This window comes from Sulfitobacter aestuarii, from assembly GCF_042685005.1.
GTDB classification, from domain to species: domain Bacteria; phylum Pseudomonadota; class Alphaproteobacteria; order Rhodobacterales; family Rhodobacteraceae; genus Sulfitobacter; species Sulfitobacter aestuarii.
In genome coordinates, this window is sequence record NZ_JBHUMP010000002.1 from 158,468 (window position 1) to 174,776 (window position 16,309).

Sequence of the window (16,309 nt, forward strand, 5' to 3'; positions counted from 1 at the left end):
ACACTTCTTTATGCCAGAAATACTCAAATCCTGCCGCCTCATCCGACGCGCCGCATGCCCATGACGCGCGCGCGTGCGCGCGGGTCATTGTCAAACAACGCCGCCAGCTGCTCGGTCATCGCCCCCGCGAGCTGATCCACATCGGTGATCGTCACCGCGCGGTCATAATAGCGCGTCACATCATGGCCGATGCCGATTGCCAGCAGCTCCACGGCACGGCGCTTCTCGACCATGGCGATCACATCGCGCAGATGTTTCTCGAGATAATTCGCCGGGTTCACCGACAGCGTGGAATCATCGACCGGCGCGCCATCGGAAATCACCATCAGGATCTTGCGCGCCTCGTGCCGCGCCATCATCCGGCGATGCGCCCATTCCAGCGCCTCGCCGTCGATATTCTCCTTCAGCAGACCTTCCTTCATCATCAGCCCGAGATTGTCCCGTGTCCGCCGCCAGGGTGCATCCGCTGATTTATAGATGATGTGGCGCAGATCGTTGAGCCGTCCCGGCTGCACCGGGCGACCCTCCGCCAGCCAGGCCTCGCGCGCCTGCCCGCCCTTCCAGGCACGGGTGGTGAAGCCGAGGATCTCCACCTTGACGTTGCAGCGCTCCAGCGTGCGCGCCAGCACATCGGCACAGATCGCCGCGATTGAGATCGGGCGGCCGCGCATCGAGCCGGAATTGTCCAGCAAGAGTGTCACCACCGTATCGCGGAACTCGGTATCCTTCTCGATCTTGAAGCTGAGCGGCGTCGTCGGATTCGCCACCACCCGCGCCAGCCGCCCGGCATCGAGCATGCCCTCTTCGAGGTCGAATTCCCAGGACCGGTTCTGCTGCGCCTGCAACCGGCGCTGCAGCTTGTTGGCCAGTCGCCCGACCGCGCCCTTGAGCGGCTCGAGCTGCTGGTCGAGATAGGCCCGCAGCCGCTCGAGCTCGACCGGCTCTGCCAGTTCCTCGGCACCAATCACCTCGTCATGATCGCTGAGGTAAACCAGATAATCCGGGTCGGCGTCCGACACCGGCGGCGGGGCGGGCGGCTCCATCGGCGCGTCGCCCTCCGGCATCTCGGCCTCTTCGCCAAGCTCCTGATCGGCCATGTCATCCATCGAAACCTGCGCCTCGGCAGCATCCTGCTGCTCTTCCTGGCTCTGTTCCGGAGAAGCGTCCTCTTCGTCGTCCTGATCGTCCTGGCCGCTGCTGTCGGGCTCCTGTTCCTCTTCGGCGCCTTCCTCGGCCTCGTCCAGCTGGTTCTCGTCGGCCTGATCCGGATCGTCGCCGAGCTGGTCGCCATAGCCGAGATCGGAGATGATCTGGCGCGCGAAACGGGCAAAGGCCGCCTGATCGGCCAGGCTGTCATCAAGCCCTTCCAGCGTGCCGCCGGCCTGATCCTCGATGAAACCGCGCCACAACTCCATGACGTTCTGCGCCCCCGCCGGGAGCTGGCGTCCGGTGGCCAGATGCCGCACCAGATAACCCGCCGCTACCGCCAAGGGCACGTCACTGGCCTGTTTGACCTGATCGTAGCCTTTGCGCAGCGCCTCGTGGCGAATCTTGGCATCGATATTGCCGGCGGTGCCGGGCATGTCACGCGCGCCCATCGCCTCGCAGCGGGCGGTTTCCATGGCCTCATAGAGATCACGGGCCATTTCGCCCTGCGGCGCATAGCGGGCATGGGTCTGGCCATTGTGATAACGCCGGTTCAGCGCCAGCGCATCGGCGGTGCCGCGCGCCAGCATCACCTCGTCACGGGTCATCCGGCGGCTGACCTGCGGCAGACGCATTGAATCTCCCGACAGGCCGGAAGGATCGACCGTATAGCTGACGTTGAGCTCCGGGTCCTTGGCCATGACCTTGGAAGCCTCGGCGAGCGCCTTCTTGAACGCGTCGGCGGGATTGTCGCTGGGTTTGCTCACGTGGATCTCCCTCCTGTCACATCGGATAATGCGACCTTGCCGCATGCAATATCAGCCAGAAGCGCCACATGCACGTCCAGCGCGTCGATCACCTCATAGCCCGGGTCGCGCCCGTCAAAGGCGAGGTTGAGGTCGGTACCGGCCAGAATGACCGCATCGGCCTGTTGCCGCGTCACCATGTCCCGGCCCGCCGCAAAGAAGATCTCGCGCTCCGCCTCACTGCAGGCACCGCTCACTGCGATATCCTGATAGCGCTTGCCGAGCGCCGCAAGATCACCCTCCGGCGCCACCGCTTCGGTCTGCTCAAGCTGCCCGTAAAGCCGCGTGCGCATCACCACCTCGGTACCAAGCAACCCGACCCGGCGCAGCCCGCGCCGGGCAAACTCCGCATCAAGCGGCGCCACGGCACTGACCAGCGGCAGCGGGGACAGGGCCTCGGTCTCCGCAAAACAGAAATGCCCGCCCAGCGACGTGATCGCCGCGCATTCCGCCCCGGCCGCCTTGAGCCGCGCGATCAGCCCGCCATAGATCGCCGCCTGCGCGGTGCGCTCATCGGCCAGGTTGTTGCGGATCAGATCGCCGACATCGGCCTGCACAATGGTCAGTTCCAGCCGCGCGTTGCGGGCCCGCATGAGCCCGCAGAGCCGCTGATAATAGACGATCGTTGCCGCCGGTCCGATGCCTCCGATCAGTCCAACATGCATGGCCGCCTCAACCGAGGCTGACGCTGGCGGCGCTTTCGGGCAATTCCTCGTCAAACAGCCGCTGATAGAATTCCGCCACGGTCTGGCGCTCCAGCTCATCGCATTTGTTGAGGAAGGACAGGCGGAACGCATATCCGATGTTGCGGAAGATCTCGGCATTCTGCGCCCAGGCGATCACCGTACGCGGCGACATCACCGTGGACAATTCGCCATTCATGAAGGCGGTGCGGGTGAGGTCGGCGACCGTCACCATCTGCTTGATCTTCTTGCGCCCCTCGGCGGTGTTGTAATGCGGGTTCTTGGACAGCACGATCGCGGTCTCGGCATCGATGCTGAGATAGTTCAATGTCGCCACCAGCGACCAACGGTCCATCTGCGCCTGGTTGATCTGCTGGGTGCCGTGATAGAGCCCGGTGGTATCGCCAAGACCGACGGTGTTGGCCGTGGCGAACAGGCGGAAATAGGGATGCGGCGTGATGATCTCGTTCTGATCCATCAACGTCAGCTTGCCGTCATGCTCCAGCACCCGCTGGATCACGAACATCACATCGGCGCGGCCCGCGTCATATTCATCAAAGACGATCGCGGTGGGATTGCGCAATGCCCAGGGCAGGATGCCTTCATGAAATTCGGTGACCTGCTTGCCGTCGCGCAGCTTGATCGCGTCCTTGCCGATCAGGTCGATCCTCGAAATATGGCTGTCGAGATTGACCCGCACCGTCGGCCAGTTCAGCCGCGCCGCCACCTGTTCGATATGGGTGGATTTGCCGGTGCCGTGATAGCCCTGGACCATGACCCGCCGGTTATGGGTGAACCCGGCAAGGATCGCCAGCGTGGTATCGGGGTCGAACTTGTAGGTGTGATCGATGTCCGGCACCCGACTGGTGCGATCGTCAAAACCCTTGACGATCATGTCCGTATCGATGCCGAAGACGTCACGGACCGAGATCTCGTTGGTGGGTTTGGTGTTGAGTTCCAGTGCGCCGTCAGCCATGCGATTGTTCCTATGCTATTCATGCCCTCCCGTCGCCGGAGGGCGTTCCGCTCGTGGTGCAACATATATCTTGCCGCGGCAAGGGGAAGGCAGAAAGCGATCTGGACCAATCGACAGCCCGTTTCTGTCCAGTGCAGGAGCGGCGGGCCAGCGCGTCACTATCTGCCCCGCCCCCGCTTCTCTTGACCCGAAATACCTTTGGGGGAGTTTGAGGGGGCAAACAGCCCCCTCATTCCGACCTTTGCCCAAATCGCGCCCCGCGCGACCAACGGCGGCCGCCGCGGCGCTCTCAATCCTTGAAATTGCGGCTGCCCTTGATCTGGTCCCAGGCCCAGACCACAAGCTGCAATTGCTCTTCCTGGCTGCGGTCGCCGCCGTTCATGTCCGGATGCAGCACCTTGATCAGCGATTTATAGACCTTGCGCACCTCGGGCTTGGTCCAGCTGTCCTTGGCCTCGAGAATCTCCAGCGCGCGGCGCTCGGTGGGAGGCAGGCGGCGGCCGGTCTGCGCGCCGCGACCGGGGTTCTGCGTGGCATTGGCGCCAAGCACCTGATGCGGATCCTCGATGCCGAGCCGGGCCCAGGCCCGCGCCTCGGGATCGCCGAGCGGCTTGGTGGTGCGTTCCCAGACCTTGTCCTTGGTCATCTGCGCATTGAGCTCCGCCTCGGTGGTGCCGTCGAAGAAATTCCACTTTAGGTTGTACTCACGCACATGCTGCTGGCAGAACCAGAAATAATCGTCGAGCACATCCGGAGCCTTGGGCGCGCGGAACTTGCCGGGCGCGTCGCAGCCCTCGTGGTCGCAGACCCGTGTGGAGGTTTCCGAGGCACCGGACTGGCTGCGTCGTCCGCGGGGGTTCTTCTTTTTCGCGGATGACACGGACATGTCGAATCCGAAGGGATCAGCTTTGGGCATATGTAGGACCTTTCCGACTCAGGCCGGTCAGTTTAGACGAAGGGTTGCAGGATTGAAGGGGCGGAGACAAAAAAATGTCGGTAACACAGGAGATATCGGAGCGGCTCGAGACGGTGTTCGCGCCGCGTGAGTTGCAGGTCGTCGATGACAGCGAGAGCCATCGCGGTCATGCCGGATATCGGGACGGTGGCGAGAGCCATTTCAATGTGCGTATCCGCTCGGAGCGGTTCAAGGGCATGAGCCGTCTGGCGCGCCACCGGGCAGTGCATGACGCGCTCGGCGAAGATCTCATCGGCCGCATCCACGCGCTGGCGCTGGACCTCGACAGCTGATCCGCCGCTAGGTTCCGGGCGCGGAGGCCGCCTGACTGTCGGGCGTCGCATCTGGCTGCCCTGCCGGATCCGCCGCATCTGCGGTTTCCACGGCCGTGGTAACCGTGCCATCCGTGTGCCTGTCCTGCGGGGCCGGAGCGGGCAGCAGTTCTGTCGCCGTCTCTTCGAAGGGGCGGCGGAACACCAGCACATTGCGCCATTCGGTGCTGGTCGAGGTCAGGCCGGCACGCTCGAGGCTCGGCAGTGTCTCGGCCCGCTGATATTCCCAGCCCGCCGCGGCGAGGCTGTTCATCAATTCCTCCAGCCCATGCGAAAACCGCGCTTCAGCGCCCTTGATCCCCTTGCCCTTGACGCCCCGGTTCGGTGCCGGAACAACCTTGTATTCATAACGCGCCATTGAGCTACCTCCGATATGAGCCGCCTGCTTCTAGGCGGGAGAGGCGGGAAAGGGAACGGTGGTCTGGGCACGCCGATGCTGCGCCGACGTGGGAGATCCCCGGGTCAGGCCCGGGGATGACGTTTTGGTGCGCGAGGGGCATTGCGGAGGTCGCGAGTGTAAAACCGTCATCCCCGGGCTCGCCCCGGGGACCTCAAAGAGCAAGCGCTGCGCCCTAAATAAACCAACGTAGCGTCAAGGCGAGCGGATCGTCGGCGTTGCGCTGGAGCGGGGGAGATCCCCGGGCGAGCCCGGGGATGACGGTAAAACGGGGGCATCGCGGCCGCCCCGGGATCTCGCGGGAGTAGCGCCGTCACCCAAGAAAGGTGACGCCGACCCCCTCAGCCGCCCAGCTTCGCGGCGACGATTTCGTTGACCGCTTTCGGGTTGGCCTTGCCGCCGGTGGCCTTCATCACCTGGCCGACGAACCAGCCCGCGAGCTTGGGGTTCTGCTTGGCCTTCTCGACCTGCGCGGGGTTGGCGGCGATTATCTCTTCGACGGCCTTTTCGATGGCGCTGGTGTCGGTCACCTGTTTCATGCCGCGTTCTTCCACGATCACGGCCGGGTCGCCGCCCTCGGAATAGACGATTTCGAAGAGATCCTTGGCGATCTTGCCGGAGATGTCGCCCTTGCCGATCAGTTCGATGATACCGCCGAGCTGTGCCGGTGAGACGGGGCTGTCCTGTATCGTCTTCTCGTCCTTCTTGAGGCGGCCGAACAATTCGTTGATCACCCAGTTGGCAGCCATCTTGCCGTCACGGCCCTGGGCCACCGCCTCGAAATAGCCGGCCGATTCCAGATCGGCGGTCAGCACCGAGGCGTCATAATCGCTGAGGCCGAAATCGGCGATGAACCGGGCCTTCTTGGCGTCGGGCAATTCCGGCAGGTTGGCGGCGATGTCATCGACCCAGGCCTGTTCGATCTCCAGCGGCAGCAGGTCGGGATCGGGGAAGTAGCGGTAATCATGCGCCTCTTCCTTGGAGCGCATCGACCGGGTTTCCTGCTTGTCGGGATCAAAGAGCCTCGTCTCCTGCACCACCTCGCCCCCGGCCTCGACAATGGCGATCTGGCGGCGGGCCTCGACCTCGATGGCCTGCTGGATGAAGCGCATCGAGTTCATGTTCTTGATCTCGCAGCGGGTGCCGAGATGCGAGAAATCCTGGGTTTCCTGATACTTCTCGTATTGGCCGGGGCGGCAGATCGAGACGTTCACATCGGCGCGCATCGAGCCCGACTGCATGTTGCCGTCACAGGTGCCGAGATAGCGCAGGATCTGGCGCAGTTTGGACAGATAGGCCGCCGCCTCTTCCGGGCCGCGGATGTCGGGGCGCGAGACGATCTCCATCAGCGCCACGCCGGTGCGGTTGAGATCGACGAAGGACATGTTCGGGTCCATGTCATGGATCGACTTGCCCGCATCCTGCTCGATATGGATCCGCTCGACCCGCACCAGCCGCGCGGTGCCGTCACCCATCTCGACCAGCACCTCGCCCTCACCGACGATCGGATGGTAGAGCTGGGAGATCTGATAGCCCTGCGGCAGATCCGGGTAAAAATAGTTCTTCCGGTCAAAGGCCGACTTCAGGTTGATCTGCGCCTTTAGCCCGAGCCCGGTGCGCACCGCCTGTTCGACGCAGAATTCGTTGATCACCGGCAACATGCCCGGCATCGCCGCATCCACAAAAGCCACGTTCGAATTCGGCTCGGCACCGAATTTCGTGGAGGCCGAGGAGAACAGCTTGGCCTTTGACTGTACCTGCGCGTGGACCTCCATGCCGATGACCAGTTCCCAATCGTCTTTGGCCCCGGCGATGGTGCGGGCTTTGGGCGTGTCGTAGGTCAGGTCGAGCATGATGTTCCTCGTGTGCAGGATGAGATCGCCTGCGGTCATAAGTCAGCCATGGGGATGCTGCAAGAGGCATGCCGTGCCGCTTGGTCAGGCGGCCAGCGCGGTGGCCCCCGACCCTGTGAAGACGATGCGCTGGCCCGCGGCGATCTCGCGTTTGAACAGCGCGGTGATGATGCGCAGCGCATCCTCCCGGCCCGCGGCGGCGAAACGGTTCGGCGAATGGATCCGCAGGTTGCTGTCGAAACCGCGCGCCGCATGGGCCCAGATCATCGGATGCAGCTCGGTCAGGTGATCGCGCACGATCCAGCCGGTGCATTCCGCGATCTGGCTCCGCACATGATCGGCGCGGTCATCGCCGGAAAAGGACTGTCCGATGGCATTGCCGCAATAGGCGGCGAGCAGATTGGCGGTATAGGGATCGGGGCGGCGCTTGAGGATGTCGCGCAGCCCTTCGATGAAGAATGCGAGATCGAGATTGGCGCAAGCCCGATCGTCCCGGGAGATCGCGTCGAACTGCACCCAGGTATAGCCGCCCGCGCCCCAGACATGCGCGCAGCGCGCAGCGGTACGGCGGGCCGCGCAATCGAGCTCTTCATAGCTGCCATGCCAACGCGGCAGCAGATGGTTGCCCATGGCACGCATCGGACGCGGATTGGCCGGGTTGAGATCGATCAGCGCCCCGTAGCGGTCCGCCACCCCGCGCCGCCCAGCGTCGGTGCCGCCGAGCAGGGCGCAGGCGGTCGTCGCGATCAGCGGGGTTTGCAGGTCGCTTACGCAGGGGGCTTGCATGATCTGCGCCGCGCGATCGAAATGCGCCTCGAAGGCCTCGCGATTGCTGATCGGGACCTCGACATCCCAGCCGGTGCCGCGCCAGGCCCAGGCGACGTCCATATGACTCTGCGCGACGATACAGGTCACCACGTAATCGTCGCGATGCTCGCTCAGCACATGTTCGAGCGCCTCGATCCCGGCCTGCAGCGGCGCGCCGGGCTCCGGACTGCCGGCGAGCAGCGCATGTTCGGCCGCCAGCACCACATCCGCGCGGGCACCATAGGCCATGAGGTCGGCCACCGCGAGGGCGCCCGGGGTCAGCCTGCGGGTCCGGTCGGCCTCGCGGATGAGCGCCGAAAGGTCATGCCAGCGTTCCTGACGCACCAGATGCCGGGCGCGGGACTGATGACGGTCACGCAGTTGATCCTCCGCCGTCGGGTCGGGACAGGCGATCTGCAGCAGGTCGCGTGCCGGGGCCGGTCGGCCCTGCGCGGAAATGCGGCGCAGGGACGGTGTCGCGAGAGGCGCGACCGGCAGCGTTGCCGACGGCGCGCTAGGATTACCGGCGAACCAGCCCCGCAGATGGCGCAGTGGAGTCTTGATCCGGTGGTTCAGCATGTTCATGCGGGTCGTCCTGCGGGGGCTGGGAGATATCTCGAATTGTCTGCAAACTAGGCGCCGTTTGCGGCGGGAAGATGGCGGCAGTGCGGAGAGAAAGCGTTTCGCCGGTGTTCGGCGCGGCTCTGCGGAAACCCGCTCAGGTTCTTGTTGATACTAGGCAACCAATTGATATTCATCAATTTTTCTAGATGGCTGCGAGGGGCTGAAGGGACTTGCCAGTTTCGCTTTGCCGCGAGCATTATCCATGCCATGAAATATCTTCTTCTCTCCGCTCTGCTGGTCCTTCCCTCATTCTCCGTATCCGCAGAGGAAGCGGCGGCCAAGAGGGCATCACTGCCGCTGACGAAAGTGGCCCTGGAGATCGAGGCGCCGATGGCCGAGGGGGCAGCGAAGATGCAGCTCGCCGCACTGCGGCCCGAAGCGCGTCCGGCCAGCCTGCCGCGCACGCGCTGGCAACACAAGCCGGGCCATGCGGTCTGGACCCGCACCGCGCTGTCGGCGCTGAAGTCGCATGGCAGGCCGCTGGTCGAACTGGTGCCGGAGGACATCGATTTCTGGTGCCCGGCCTATGCCACGGCCGGGGATACGCAGCGTCGTGCCTTCTGGGTCGGTTTTCTCTCGGCATTGGCCAAGCATGAAAGCACCTACAAGGCGCGGGCGGTTGGCGGGGGTGGCAAGTGGTTCGGCCTGTTGCAGATCTTGCCGGGCACGGCGCGCGGCTACAAATGCAACGTCGGTTCCGGCGCGGCGCTGCAGAACGGCGCGGCGAACCTGAGCTGTGCGCTGCGGATCATGGCGGTGACGGTGCCGCGGGACGGGGTGATCTATGCGCCCGGCTGGCGGGGCGTGGCCGCGGATTGGGGACCGCTGCGCAACCCGCGCAAGCGGGTGGATATGGCCAATTGGCTGAAACGGCAGAGCTATTGCAAGCCACTCGATGCGACACGACCGCGGGCCCGGCCCTGAACCGCGGCGGGGGGACAAGAGATCCATGCCTTCGGCGAGGGTATTTTCAACCCGAAGAAGCCCGGATCATTGAAACAGCGTGAAATGGTGACGCTCGGTCGGGATCGCGCGCGCCTGCAGAGCTGCTTCGAATGCGCGATGCGGCGGGGTCGCCTCGTAGGGCAGGCGGATCTTGCGGCCCGAACGCAGAACCGCCGTGACGCGCGCGGAGAGATCGAGCGCGGTGTCGAAGCGGATATGGTCGATTTTCGCAAGGGGCAGCGTCGCGCGGCGGTTTGCGCTGTGCCAGGACAGGGCATTCTCCGCAAGGCTCAGGCCGCTCGCCGGGTTTCGCCACAGATCCCAGAGGGCGGGCAGGCTGAAGAGCGCGAGGAAGCCCAGAACCGGGAGGGCGGCATCGAGCCAGAGCCAGGCCGCGAAGAGCGCCAGCCAGAGCAGCGCGACCGCCGCCGCCGTGCGCGGGGAACGGGCTCGGCGGCGGTAGTGATAACCGTCGCCGGACCCGGCTGCCCCTGTCGGCGCCATGTTGTCAGGTGCCCCTGATCCGGGTCAGCATCTCCGTAGTGTCGCGGCTCAGCTTCGGGGTCGCGAGGATGCGGTCGAGTTCGGCGCGGATCATGTTGCGGCGCGCCGCGTCGTAGCGCGCCCAGGTCTGGAAGGCGGCGCACATCCGGGCCGTTGTCTGCGGATTGACCGGGTCGAGCCTGATCAGCCAGTCGGCGAGCAGCCGGTACCCCTTTCCGCTGACGTGATGGAAACCGGCATGATGCGCGGCGAGACTGCCGAAGACGGCGCGGAAACGGTTGGGGTTCTTCCAGTTGAAATCCGCGTGGCGGGTGAGTTGCTCGGCCACGTCGGCGGCGTCGTCGGGCTTGGCTTCGAGCACCTGCAACCCGAACCATTTGTCCATCACCAGCCGGTCGTGCTGCCATTGGCTCTCGAAAGCGGCGAGCGCGGCATCGCCCGCTTCGGCGCGGATCAGGTTGGCGAGTGCGGCGAGCTGTTGGGTCATGTTGTCGGCCGCGTCGAATTGCGCCTGCGCCTTCGCGGGACCATGGTGCCGGGTGATCAGCGAGAGCATCGCATTGCCGAGGCTGCGCCGCCCGGCCTGATCCGCATCGGGGCGATAGGGTGCGTCGATCTGGCAGGCTTGGTAAATCCGTGGCGCGATTTCGGCGAAGCGGGCCGCGAGCGCGTCGCGCATCGCTTCGCTGACCTTGTGGATCGCCGCCGGGTCCGGCACGTCGCCCGCGTCATGCAGGGCGGTCGCGAGGTCGGACTGGCTCGGCAGGCCGAGCATCAGGGCGCGATAGGCCGGGTCGAGGCTCTCGTCGCTGACCACCGCGTGAATCCCGTCAAGATAGGCGCGGTCGGGATCGGCGTTTTCACGGATCATTGCCAGCAGCGATTGGCGTGCCAGGATGCGGCCCTGTTCCCAGCGGTTGAACGGGTCGCTGTCATGGGCCAGCAGATGCGCGCGCTCGTCGTCCGACAGGTCATGTTCCAGCACAACCGGGGCCGAGAAGTCGCGCAGGATCGAGGCGACGGGACGGGCGCCGAGATCGTCGAAGCGAAAGCTCTGCTCGGCTTCGGTGAGCTCGAGCATCCGGGTTTCCAGCACCTCGTCACCATTGGGGCCGACCAGCCCGAGCGCCACCGGGATCACCTGCGGCTGCGGGTCGGGGGTGGCGCTGGAGGGGGGGATATGCTGGGCGAAATGCAGCGTCAGGCTGCCGTCCTGCCAGGTCTCGGTAACCTTGACGCGCGGCGTGCCGGCCTGGGAATACCAGCGCTTGAACTGGGTGAGATCGCGCCCGGTGCTGTCCTCGAAAACCTTGAGCCAATCCTCGATCGTCGCGGCATCGCCGTCGTGGCGGTCGAAATAGAGGTCGAGTGCCTGGTAATAGGCGGCATCGCCGACCAGTCGTTTCAGCATGCCGATCACCTCGGCACCCTTTTCATAGACGGTGGCGGTGTAGAAATTGTTGATCTCCTGGAAGCTCTCCGGGCGTACCGGATGGGCCAGCGGACCCTGATCCTCGGCGAACTGACGGGCGCGCAGGTCGATCACGTCTGAGATCCGCTTGACCGGGGCGGAGCGCATGTCGGCGGTGAACTGGCTGTCGCGGTAAACCGTCAGCCCCTCCTTCAGGCAGAGCTGGAACCAGTCCCGGCAGGTGATCCGGTTGCCGGTCCAGTTGTGGAAATATTCATGGGCAATGATCGCTTCGATACGCTCGAAATTGGCATCCGTCGCGGTCTCGGGTGAGGCCAGAACCGCGGAGGAATTGAAGATGTTGAGCCCCTTGTTCTCCATCGCGCCCATGTTGAAATCATCGACCGCGACGATGTTGAACAGGTCGAGATCGTACTCCCGGCCATAGACATGTTCGTCCCAGCGCATCGAGGCTTTCAGCGCCTGCATGCCGAAGGCGCATTTATGCTCGTCGCCCGGCCGTACATAGAGGTTGAGCGCGACGTCGCGGCCCGAGCGGGTGGTGAAGCTGTCGGCATGGGCGATCAGATCACCGGCCACCAGCGCGAAGAGATAGGAGGGTTTGGGCCAGGGATCGTGCCATTCGGCATGATGCTCCTGTGTCGCTACCGGATTGCCGTTGCTGAGCAGCACCGGATGCGGGCCGTTGATCGTGACGCTGAACACCGCCATCACGTCGGGCCGGTCGGGGTAATAGGTGATCTTGCGAAATCCCTCGGCCTCGCACTGGGTGCAATACATGCCGTTCGACATGTAGAGCCCCTCGAGCGCCGTGTTGCCCGCCGGGTCGATCTCGACCTCGGCTTCCCAGATGAACGGCGCATCGGGGACCTCGCAGGTGAGGCCTTCGTCGCTGAGCTCGGGCGTGACCGGCGCGCCGTCGATGCTGGCGCCGATCAGCTTCAGCCCCTCGCCGTGCAGGAAGAAGCGGCGTTCCGTGCTCTCCGGGTTGGGCCGAAAGGCGATGCGGCTTTTCACTCTCGTATGATGCGGATCGAGGGTGAAAGTCAGCGCCACATCGTCGATCACATAGCCGAAAGGCGTGTAATCGGCGAGATAGATGGTCTGGGGAGCGGCGTCGCGCATCGGGTTTCCTTTGCATGGGCAAGCAGGTGGGAACAATCGGGTTGGCGGCACGTTAGGTCCTATGACCGGGGCCTGCAAGCTGGGCCCCCGTAGCGGATTGAGGAGAACGCCATGTCAGCCCCCCGGACCAATATCGAGAAACAGGAGCGAGACCATAAGCCGTCCTTGCTGGGAATCAGGGGCGCGATGATTTTCGGCGCGCTGATGCTGCTCGGTGTGTTCTTCTATGTCATCATCAACGGCGGCGATGAAGATGCCGACGCGGTGATCAACACCGATCAGGCCAGCGAGCCGGAAGCAAGCGTTCCCGCGGTGGACCCGGTCGAGCCCGGGACCAACCAATCGCAGACCAACGATCCCAGCAGTATCGACGTCGACGACAACAATTGAGCGGGTGATCATCCGGTTTCAGGACGGATCGTGCAGATGCACGGTCCGTTTTCTTTTTGAACGGAGGTCGGCGAAATTTTCGGTGTGCCATGGTACACTCAGCGCCGCTCATGCTAGAGGCTGGCCCGAGTCCCGCCATCAAGCGGACGGTGGCCATGCAAGCGCAGCACAGAGCGACCGCGGCGCGCGCATGTGACCGAGAGATTTTGCAAAGTTCAGAAGACGTAGGAAACGCAATGACCGAGAGAGCTGAAAGAAACGGCCTGCAAGTGGATCGCCGGTTGGTGGAATTTGTCGAGAGCCGGGCATTGCCGGGCACCGGGGTGAAGGCGGAGGCGTTCTGGGCGGGGCTGGCGGAGCTGGTGAACGATTTCGGGCCGCAGAACCGGGCGCTGCTCGACCGGCGCGGGGAGATGCAGGAAAAGATCGACGCCTGGCACATCGCCAATCGCGACAGGCCTCATGACCATGAGGCCTACAAGGCCTTTCTGGCAGAGATCGGCTATCTGTTGCCCGAGGGCGGGGATTTCGAAATCGAGACACAGAATGTCGATCCCGAGATCGCTTCGGTGCCGGGGCCGCAGCTGGTCGTGCCGATCACCAACGCGCGCTATGTGCTGAATGCGGCCAATGCCCGCTGGGGCAGCCTCTATGATGCGTTCTATGGCACCGATGCCATGGGCAGCCCGGCACCGCTGGGCGGCTATGACCGGGGCCGGGGTGCGCGGGTCGTGGCGCGGGCGCGGGTGTTTCTTGACGAGGCTTTTGCGCTGACCGGGACCAGCCACGCGGATGCGCGGCGCTATCATGTGCAGGACGGTCAGCTGCTGGTCGATGATGTCCCGCTGGCGCAGCCGGAGAAATTCGCAGGCTACCGCGGCAATCCCAAGGCACCGGCGGCGGTGCTGCTGCGCAACAACGGTCTGCATGTGGAGCTGGTCTTTGACCGGGCCCATGCAATCGGCGCGCGCGATCAGGCCGGTCTGGCGGATGTGCGGCTGGAGAGCGCGGTTTCCGCGATCATGGATTGCGAGGATTCCGTTGCCTGCGTGGATGGCGAGGACAAGGTGCAGGCCTATGACAATTGGCTGGGGCTGATGAAGGGCGATCTCGAAGCGAAGCTCGACAAGGGCGGCAAGACGATCACCCGGCGTCTCTCCCCGGATCTGGAGTTCACCGCGCCCGATGGCAGCGCGGGGACGCTCAAGGGCCGCGCGCTCCTGTGGGTGCGCAATGTCGGTCATCTGATGACCAACCCGGCCGTGCTGGATGAACAGGGTGACGAGGCATTCGAGGGGCTGCTCGACGCGCTGATCACCACGATGGTCGCCATGCACGATCTGCAGCGTGACGGCGGCAATTCGACCAAGGGTTCCGTCTATGTGGTCAAGCCGAAGATGCACGGCCCCGAAGAGGTGGCTTTCGCCGACCGGATCTTCGACAAGGTCGAGGAGATCCTCGGCCTGCCGCGTCATACCGTTAAGATCGGCATCATGGACGAGGAACGCCGCACCTCGGTTAACCTCAAGGAGTGCATCCGCGCCGCGAAACACCGGGTGGCCTTCATCAACACCGGCTTCCTCGACCGTACCGGCGACGAGATCCATACTTCGATGGAAGCCGGGCCGTTCTCGCGCAAGGATTTCATCAAGCGCAAGGGCTGGATCGGCGCCTATGAGAATCTCAACGTCGATATCGGCCTCGAATGCGGCCTGAGCGGCAAGGCGCAGATCGGCAAGGGCATGTGGGCGATGCCCGACCAGATGGCGGCGATGTTGGAGCAGAAGATCGAACACCCGAAGGCGGGTGCCAATTGCGCCTGGGTCCCGAGCCCGACCGCCGCCACCTTGCACGCGCTGCATTATCACAAGATCGACGTTTTCGCGGTGCAGGAGAAGCTGAAGGCCGGTGGCCGCCGCGCCCATGTGGATGGCCTTCTCGACATTCCGCTCGCGACCTTCCGCAAATGGACGCCCGGGCAGATCGCCCGCGAGGTCGAGAACAACGCGCAGGGCATTCTCGGCTATGTGGTGCGCTGGATCGATCAGGGGGTCGGCTGCTCCAAGGTGCCCGACATCAACGATGTGGGTCTGATGGAGGATCGCGCGACCTGCCGGATCTCGGCGCAGGCACTGGCCAACTGGCTGCACCACGGCGTGGTCAGCGAGGCGGAGGTGATCGCAGCGCTGCAGAAGATGGCGGCGGTCGTGGACCGCCAGAACGCCGACGATCCGGCCTATACGCCGATGGCACCCGGCTTTGATGGGTTGGCATTCAAGGCGGCCAGCGATCTGGTGCTGAAGGGGCGTCAGCAGCCGTCGGGCTATACCGAGCCGGTGCTGCACGCGCGGCGTCTGGAGCTGAAGGCGGCTTCCTGAGCCGATGACAGGGGTGGCGCGGGCTCGTTCCGCGTCGCCTGACTGGTCTGATAGGGCTGCGGCAGGGATGCTTGAGATCGCGTTGCGCTGGACCTATGTTGGCTGGGGCAAATCCCGGAGGATATATGGCGCGACCCGTCGTCGGCATCATTGGCAATTCCTATCTCATCAACGATCAATATCCGGTCCATGCCGGTGGGCAGATGAATTCCGACGCGGTGGCCGCGGTTTCGCGCTGCATGCCGCTGATCGTACCCAGCGATCCGCGCCATGTCAGCGTCGCCGAGCTGGTTGAGACCTGCGACGGATTTCTGTTCACCGGCGGGCGCCCGAACGTGCATCCCGAAGAATATGGCGAGGTCGAGACGCTGGCGCATGGGGCCTTCGATCGGGCCCGCGACGCCATCGCCCTGCCGCTGATCCGCGCGCTGGTCGAGCGGGGACAGCCCTTCCTCGGGATCTGCCGGGGTTTTCAGGAGGTCAACGTGGCGATGGGCGGCACGCTCTATCCCGAGATCCGCGACCTGCCGGGCCGGATGAATCACCGGATGCCCCCGGACGGCACGCTCGAAGAAAAATTCGAACTGCGCCATGACATCACTTTCACCGAAGGCGGTGTTTTCCACGAGGTGATGGGCGCCCGGGTGGTGCGCACCAATACGCTGCACGGACAGGGCATCAACCGGCCCGGCGCGCGCGTGGTGATCGACGGACTGGCCGAGGACGGGACGCCCGAGGCGATCTATGTCCGGGATGCCCCGGGGTTCACGCTGGCGGTTCAATGGCACCCGGAATGGGACGCGGCCAACGACCCGGTCTCCCGGCCCCTGTTCGAGCGTTTCGGCGAAGCGGCGCGCGACTGGGCGACGCGCCGGGCGGCTCCGTCGCTGCAGGCGGTCTGACAGGCGCTGTCGAAGCTCACTCGGCCTGCCGGGGATTTCGATGCAATGAACGTC

General features: G+C 64.5%; 14 protein-coding genes. 5 read left to right on the forward strand and 9 right to left on the reverse strand.

The window, feature by feature from the left end:
* Positions 1–38: 38 nt before the first annotated feature.
* The 4 genes from cobT to ACFSUD_RS03090 form a co-directional block, all read right to left on the reverse strand.
* Entirely contained in the window at positions 39–1,913 is a 1,875-nt protein-coding gene (cobT, locus tag ACFSUD_RS03075; RefSeq protein ID WP_386371365.1) for a cobaltochelatase subunit CobT, read from the reverse strand.
* Positions 1,910–2,617, reverse strand: a complete 708-nt coding sequence (locus ACFSUD_RS03080; RefSeq protein WP_386371367.1) for an aspartate/glutamate racemase family protein — start codon at positions 2,615–2,617, stop codon at positions 1,910–1,912. Before ACFSUD_RS03080 ends, cobT begins: the two co-directional genes overlap by 4 nt.
* 7 nt (positions 2,618–2,624) lie before the next feature.
* Positions 2,625–3,611: a cobaltochelatase subunit CobS gene (gene cobS / locus ACFSUD_RS03085; RefSeq protein WP_386371369.1), complete on the reverse strand. Its 987-nt coding sequence runs from the start codon at positions 3,609–3,611 to the stop codon at positions 2,625–2,627.
* A gap of 289 nt (positions 3,612–3,900) precedes the next feature.
* On the reverse strand, positions 3,901–4,527 hold the full coding sequence (locus ACFSUD_RS03090) for a J domain-containing protein (RefSeq protein ID WP_386371371.1): 627 nt from the start codon (positions 4,525–4,527) through the stop codon (positions 3,901–3,903).
* A 74-nt stretch (positions 4,528–4,601) separates the two neighbouring features.
* Here ACFSUD_RS03090 and ACFSUD_RS03095 point away from each other — a divergent pair, with 74 nt between their 5' ends.
* Positions 4,602–4,859, forward strand: a complete 258-nt coding sequence (locus tag ACFSUD_RS03095; protein WP_386371373.1) for a BolA family protein — start codon at positions 4,602–4,604, stop codon at positions 4,857–4,859.
* A gap of 7 nt (positions 4,860–4,866) precedes the next feature.
* Here ACFSUD_RS03095 and ACFSUD_RS03100 read toward each other — a convergent pair whose 3' ends face one another.
* From ACFSUD_RS03100 to ACFSUD_RS03110, 3 genes are all read right to left on the reverse strand, one after another.
* Positions 4,867–5,256 carry a DUF4177 domain-containing protein gene (locus tag ACFSUD_RS03100; RefSeq protein WP_386371375.1) on the reverse strand — a complete coding sequence of 130 codons (390 nt, stop codon included), beginning with the start codon at positions 5,254–5,256 and terminating at the stop codon, positions 4,867–4,869.
* A gap of 380 nt (positions 5,257–5,636) precedes the next feature.
* Positions 5,637–7,148: an Asp-tRNA(Asn)/Glu-tRNA(Gln) amidotransferase subunit GatB gene (gatB, locus tag ACFSUD_RS03105; RefSeq protein ID WP_386371861.1), complete on the reverse strand. Its 1,512-nt coding sequence runs from the start codon at positions 7,146–7,148 to the stop codon at positions 5,637–5,639.
* 84 nt (positions 7,149–7,232) lie between these two features.
* Positions 7,233–8,540, reverse strand: a complete 1,308-nt coding sequence (locus ACFSUD_RS03110) for a hypothetical protein (protein WP_386371377.1) — start codon at positions 8,538–8,540, stop codon at positions 7,233–7,235.
* Between the two features lie 369 nt (positions 8,541–8,909).
* Between ACFSUD_RS03110 and ACFSUD_RS03115 the strand changes: the two genes are divergently transcribed.
* Positions 8,910–9,503, forward strand: a complete 594-nt coding sequence (locus ACFSUD_RS03115) for a lytic transglycosylase domain-containing protein (RefSeq protein ID WP_386371863.1) — start codon at positions 8,910–8,912, stop codon at positions 9,501–9,503.
* A 66-nt stretch (positions 9,504–9,569) separates the two neighbouring features.
* Here ACFSUD_RS03115 and ACFSUD_RS03120 read toward each other — a convergent pair whose 3' ends face one another.
* On the reverse strand, positions 9,570–10,028 hold the full coding sequence (locus ACFSUD_RS03120; RefSeq protein ID WP_386371379.1) for a hypothetical protein: 459 nt from the start codon (positions 10,026–10,028) through the stop codon (positions 9,570–9,572).
* A 4-nt stretch (positions 10,029–10,032) separates the two neighbouring features.
* On the reverse strand, positions 10,033–12,585 hold the full coding sequence (gene pepN, locus ACFSUD_RS03125) for an aminopeptidase N (RefSeq protein ID WP_386371381.1): 2,553 nt from the start codon (positions 12,583–12,585) through the stop codon (positions 10,033–10,035).
* A gap of 111 nt (positions 12,586–12,696) precedes the next feature.
* Between pepN and ACFSUD_RS03130 the strand changes: the two genes are divergently transcribed.
* The 3 genes from ACFSUD_RS03130 (at position 12,697) to ACFSUD_RS03140 (ending at position 16,255) form a co-directional block, all read left to right on the forward strand.
* A complete protein-coding gene (locus ACFSUD_RS03130) occupies positions 12,697–12,975 on the forward strand; it encodes a hypothetical protein (RefSeq protein ID WP_386371383.1) in 279 nt (92 codons plus the stop codon).
* Between the two features lie 236 nt (positions 12,976–13,211).
* Positions 13,212–15,353 (forward strand): malate synthase G, encoded by a 2,142-nt coding sequence (locus ACFSUD_RS03135; RefSeq protein WP_386371385.1) that lies wholly within the window; start codon positions 13,212–13,214, stop codon positions 15,351–15,353.
* Between the two features lie 125 nt (positions 15,354–15,478).
* Complete coding sequence (locus ACFSUD_RS03140; RefSeq protein WP_386371387.1) at positions 15,479–16,255, forward strand: gamma-glutamyl-gamma-aminobutyrate hydrolase family protein; 777 nt, start codon at positions 15,479–15,481, stop codon at positions 16,253–16,255.
* The last annotated feature ends 54 nt before the right edge of the window (positions 16,256–16,309 follow it).

What these genes read in the sequence shown, in the direction of transcription:
- ACFSUD_RS03080 (WP_386371367.1), bottom strand. Translation starts at nt 2,617, where the DNA reads ATGCATGTTGGACTGATCGGAGGCATCGGACCGGCGGCAACGATCGTC.
- cobS (WP_386371369.1), bottom strand. Translation starts at nt 3,611, where the DNA reads ATGGCTGACGGCGCACTGGAACTCAACACCAAACCCACCAACGAGATC.
- ACFSUD_RS03090 (WP_386371371.1), bottom strand. Translation starts at nt 4,527, where the DNA reads ATGCCCAAAGCTGATCCCTTCGGATTCGACATGTCCGTGTCATCCGCG.
- ACFSUD_RS03095 (WP_386371373.1), top strand. Translation starts at nt 4,602, where the DNA reads ATGTCGGTAACACAGGAGATATCGGAGCGGCTCGAGACGGTGTTCGCG.
- ACFSUD_RS03100 (WP_386371375.1), bottom strand. Translation starts at nt 5,256, where the DNA reads ATGGCGCGTTATGAATACAAGGTTGTTCCGGCACCGAACCGGGGCGTC.
- gatB (WP_386371861.1), bottom strand. Translation starts at nt 7,148, where the DNA reads ATGCTCGACCTGACCTACGACACGCCCAAAGCCCGCACCATCGCCGGG.
- ACFSUD_RS03110 (WP_386371377.1), bottom strand. Translation starts at nt 8,540, where the DNA reads ATGAACATGCTGAACCACCGGATCAAGACTCCACTGCGCCATCTGCGG.
- ACFSUD_RS03115 (WP_386371863.1), top strand. Translation starts at nt 8,910, where the DNA reads ATGGCCGAGGGGGCAGCGAAGATGCAGCTCGCCGCACTGCGGCCCGAA.
- ACFSUD_RS03120 (WP_386371379.1), bottom strand. Translation starts at nt 10,028, where the DNA reads ATGGCGCCGACAGGGGCAGCCGGGTCCGGCGACGGTTATCACTACCGC.
- pepN (WP_386371381.1), bottom strand. Translation starts at nt 12,585, where the DNA reads ATGCGCGACGCCGCTCCCCAGACCATCTATCTCGCCGATTACACGCCT.
- ACFSUD_RS03130 (WP_386371383.1), top strand. Translation starts at nt 12,697, where the DNA reads ATGTCAGCCCCCCGGACCAATATCGAGAAACAGGAGCGAGACCATAAG.
- ACFSUD_RS03135 (WP_386371385.1), top strand. Translation starts at nt 13,212, where the DNA reads ATGACCGAGAGAGCTGAAAGAAACGGCCTGCAAGTGGATCGCCGGTTG.
- ACFSUD_RS03140 (WP_386371387.1), top strand. Translation starts at nt 15,479, where the DNA reads ATGGCGCGACCCGTCGTCGGCATCATTGGCAATTCCTATCTCATCAAC.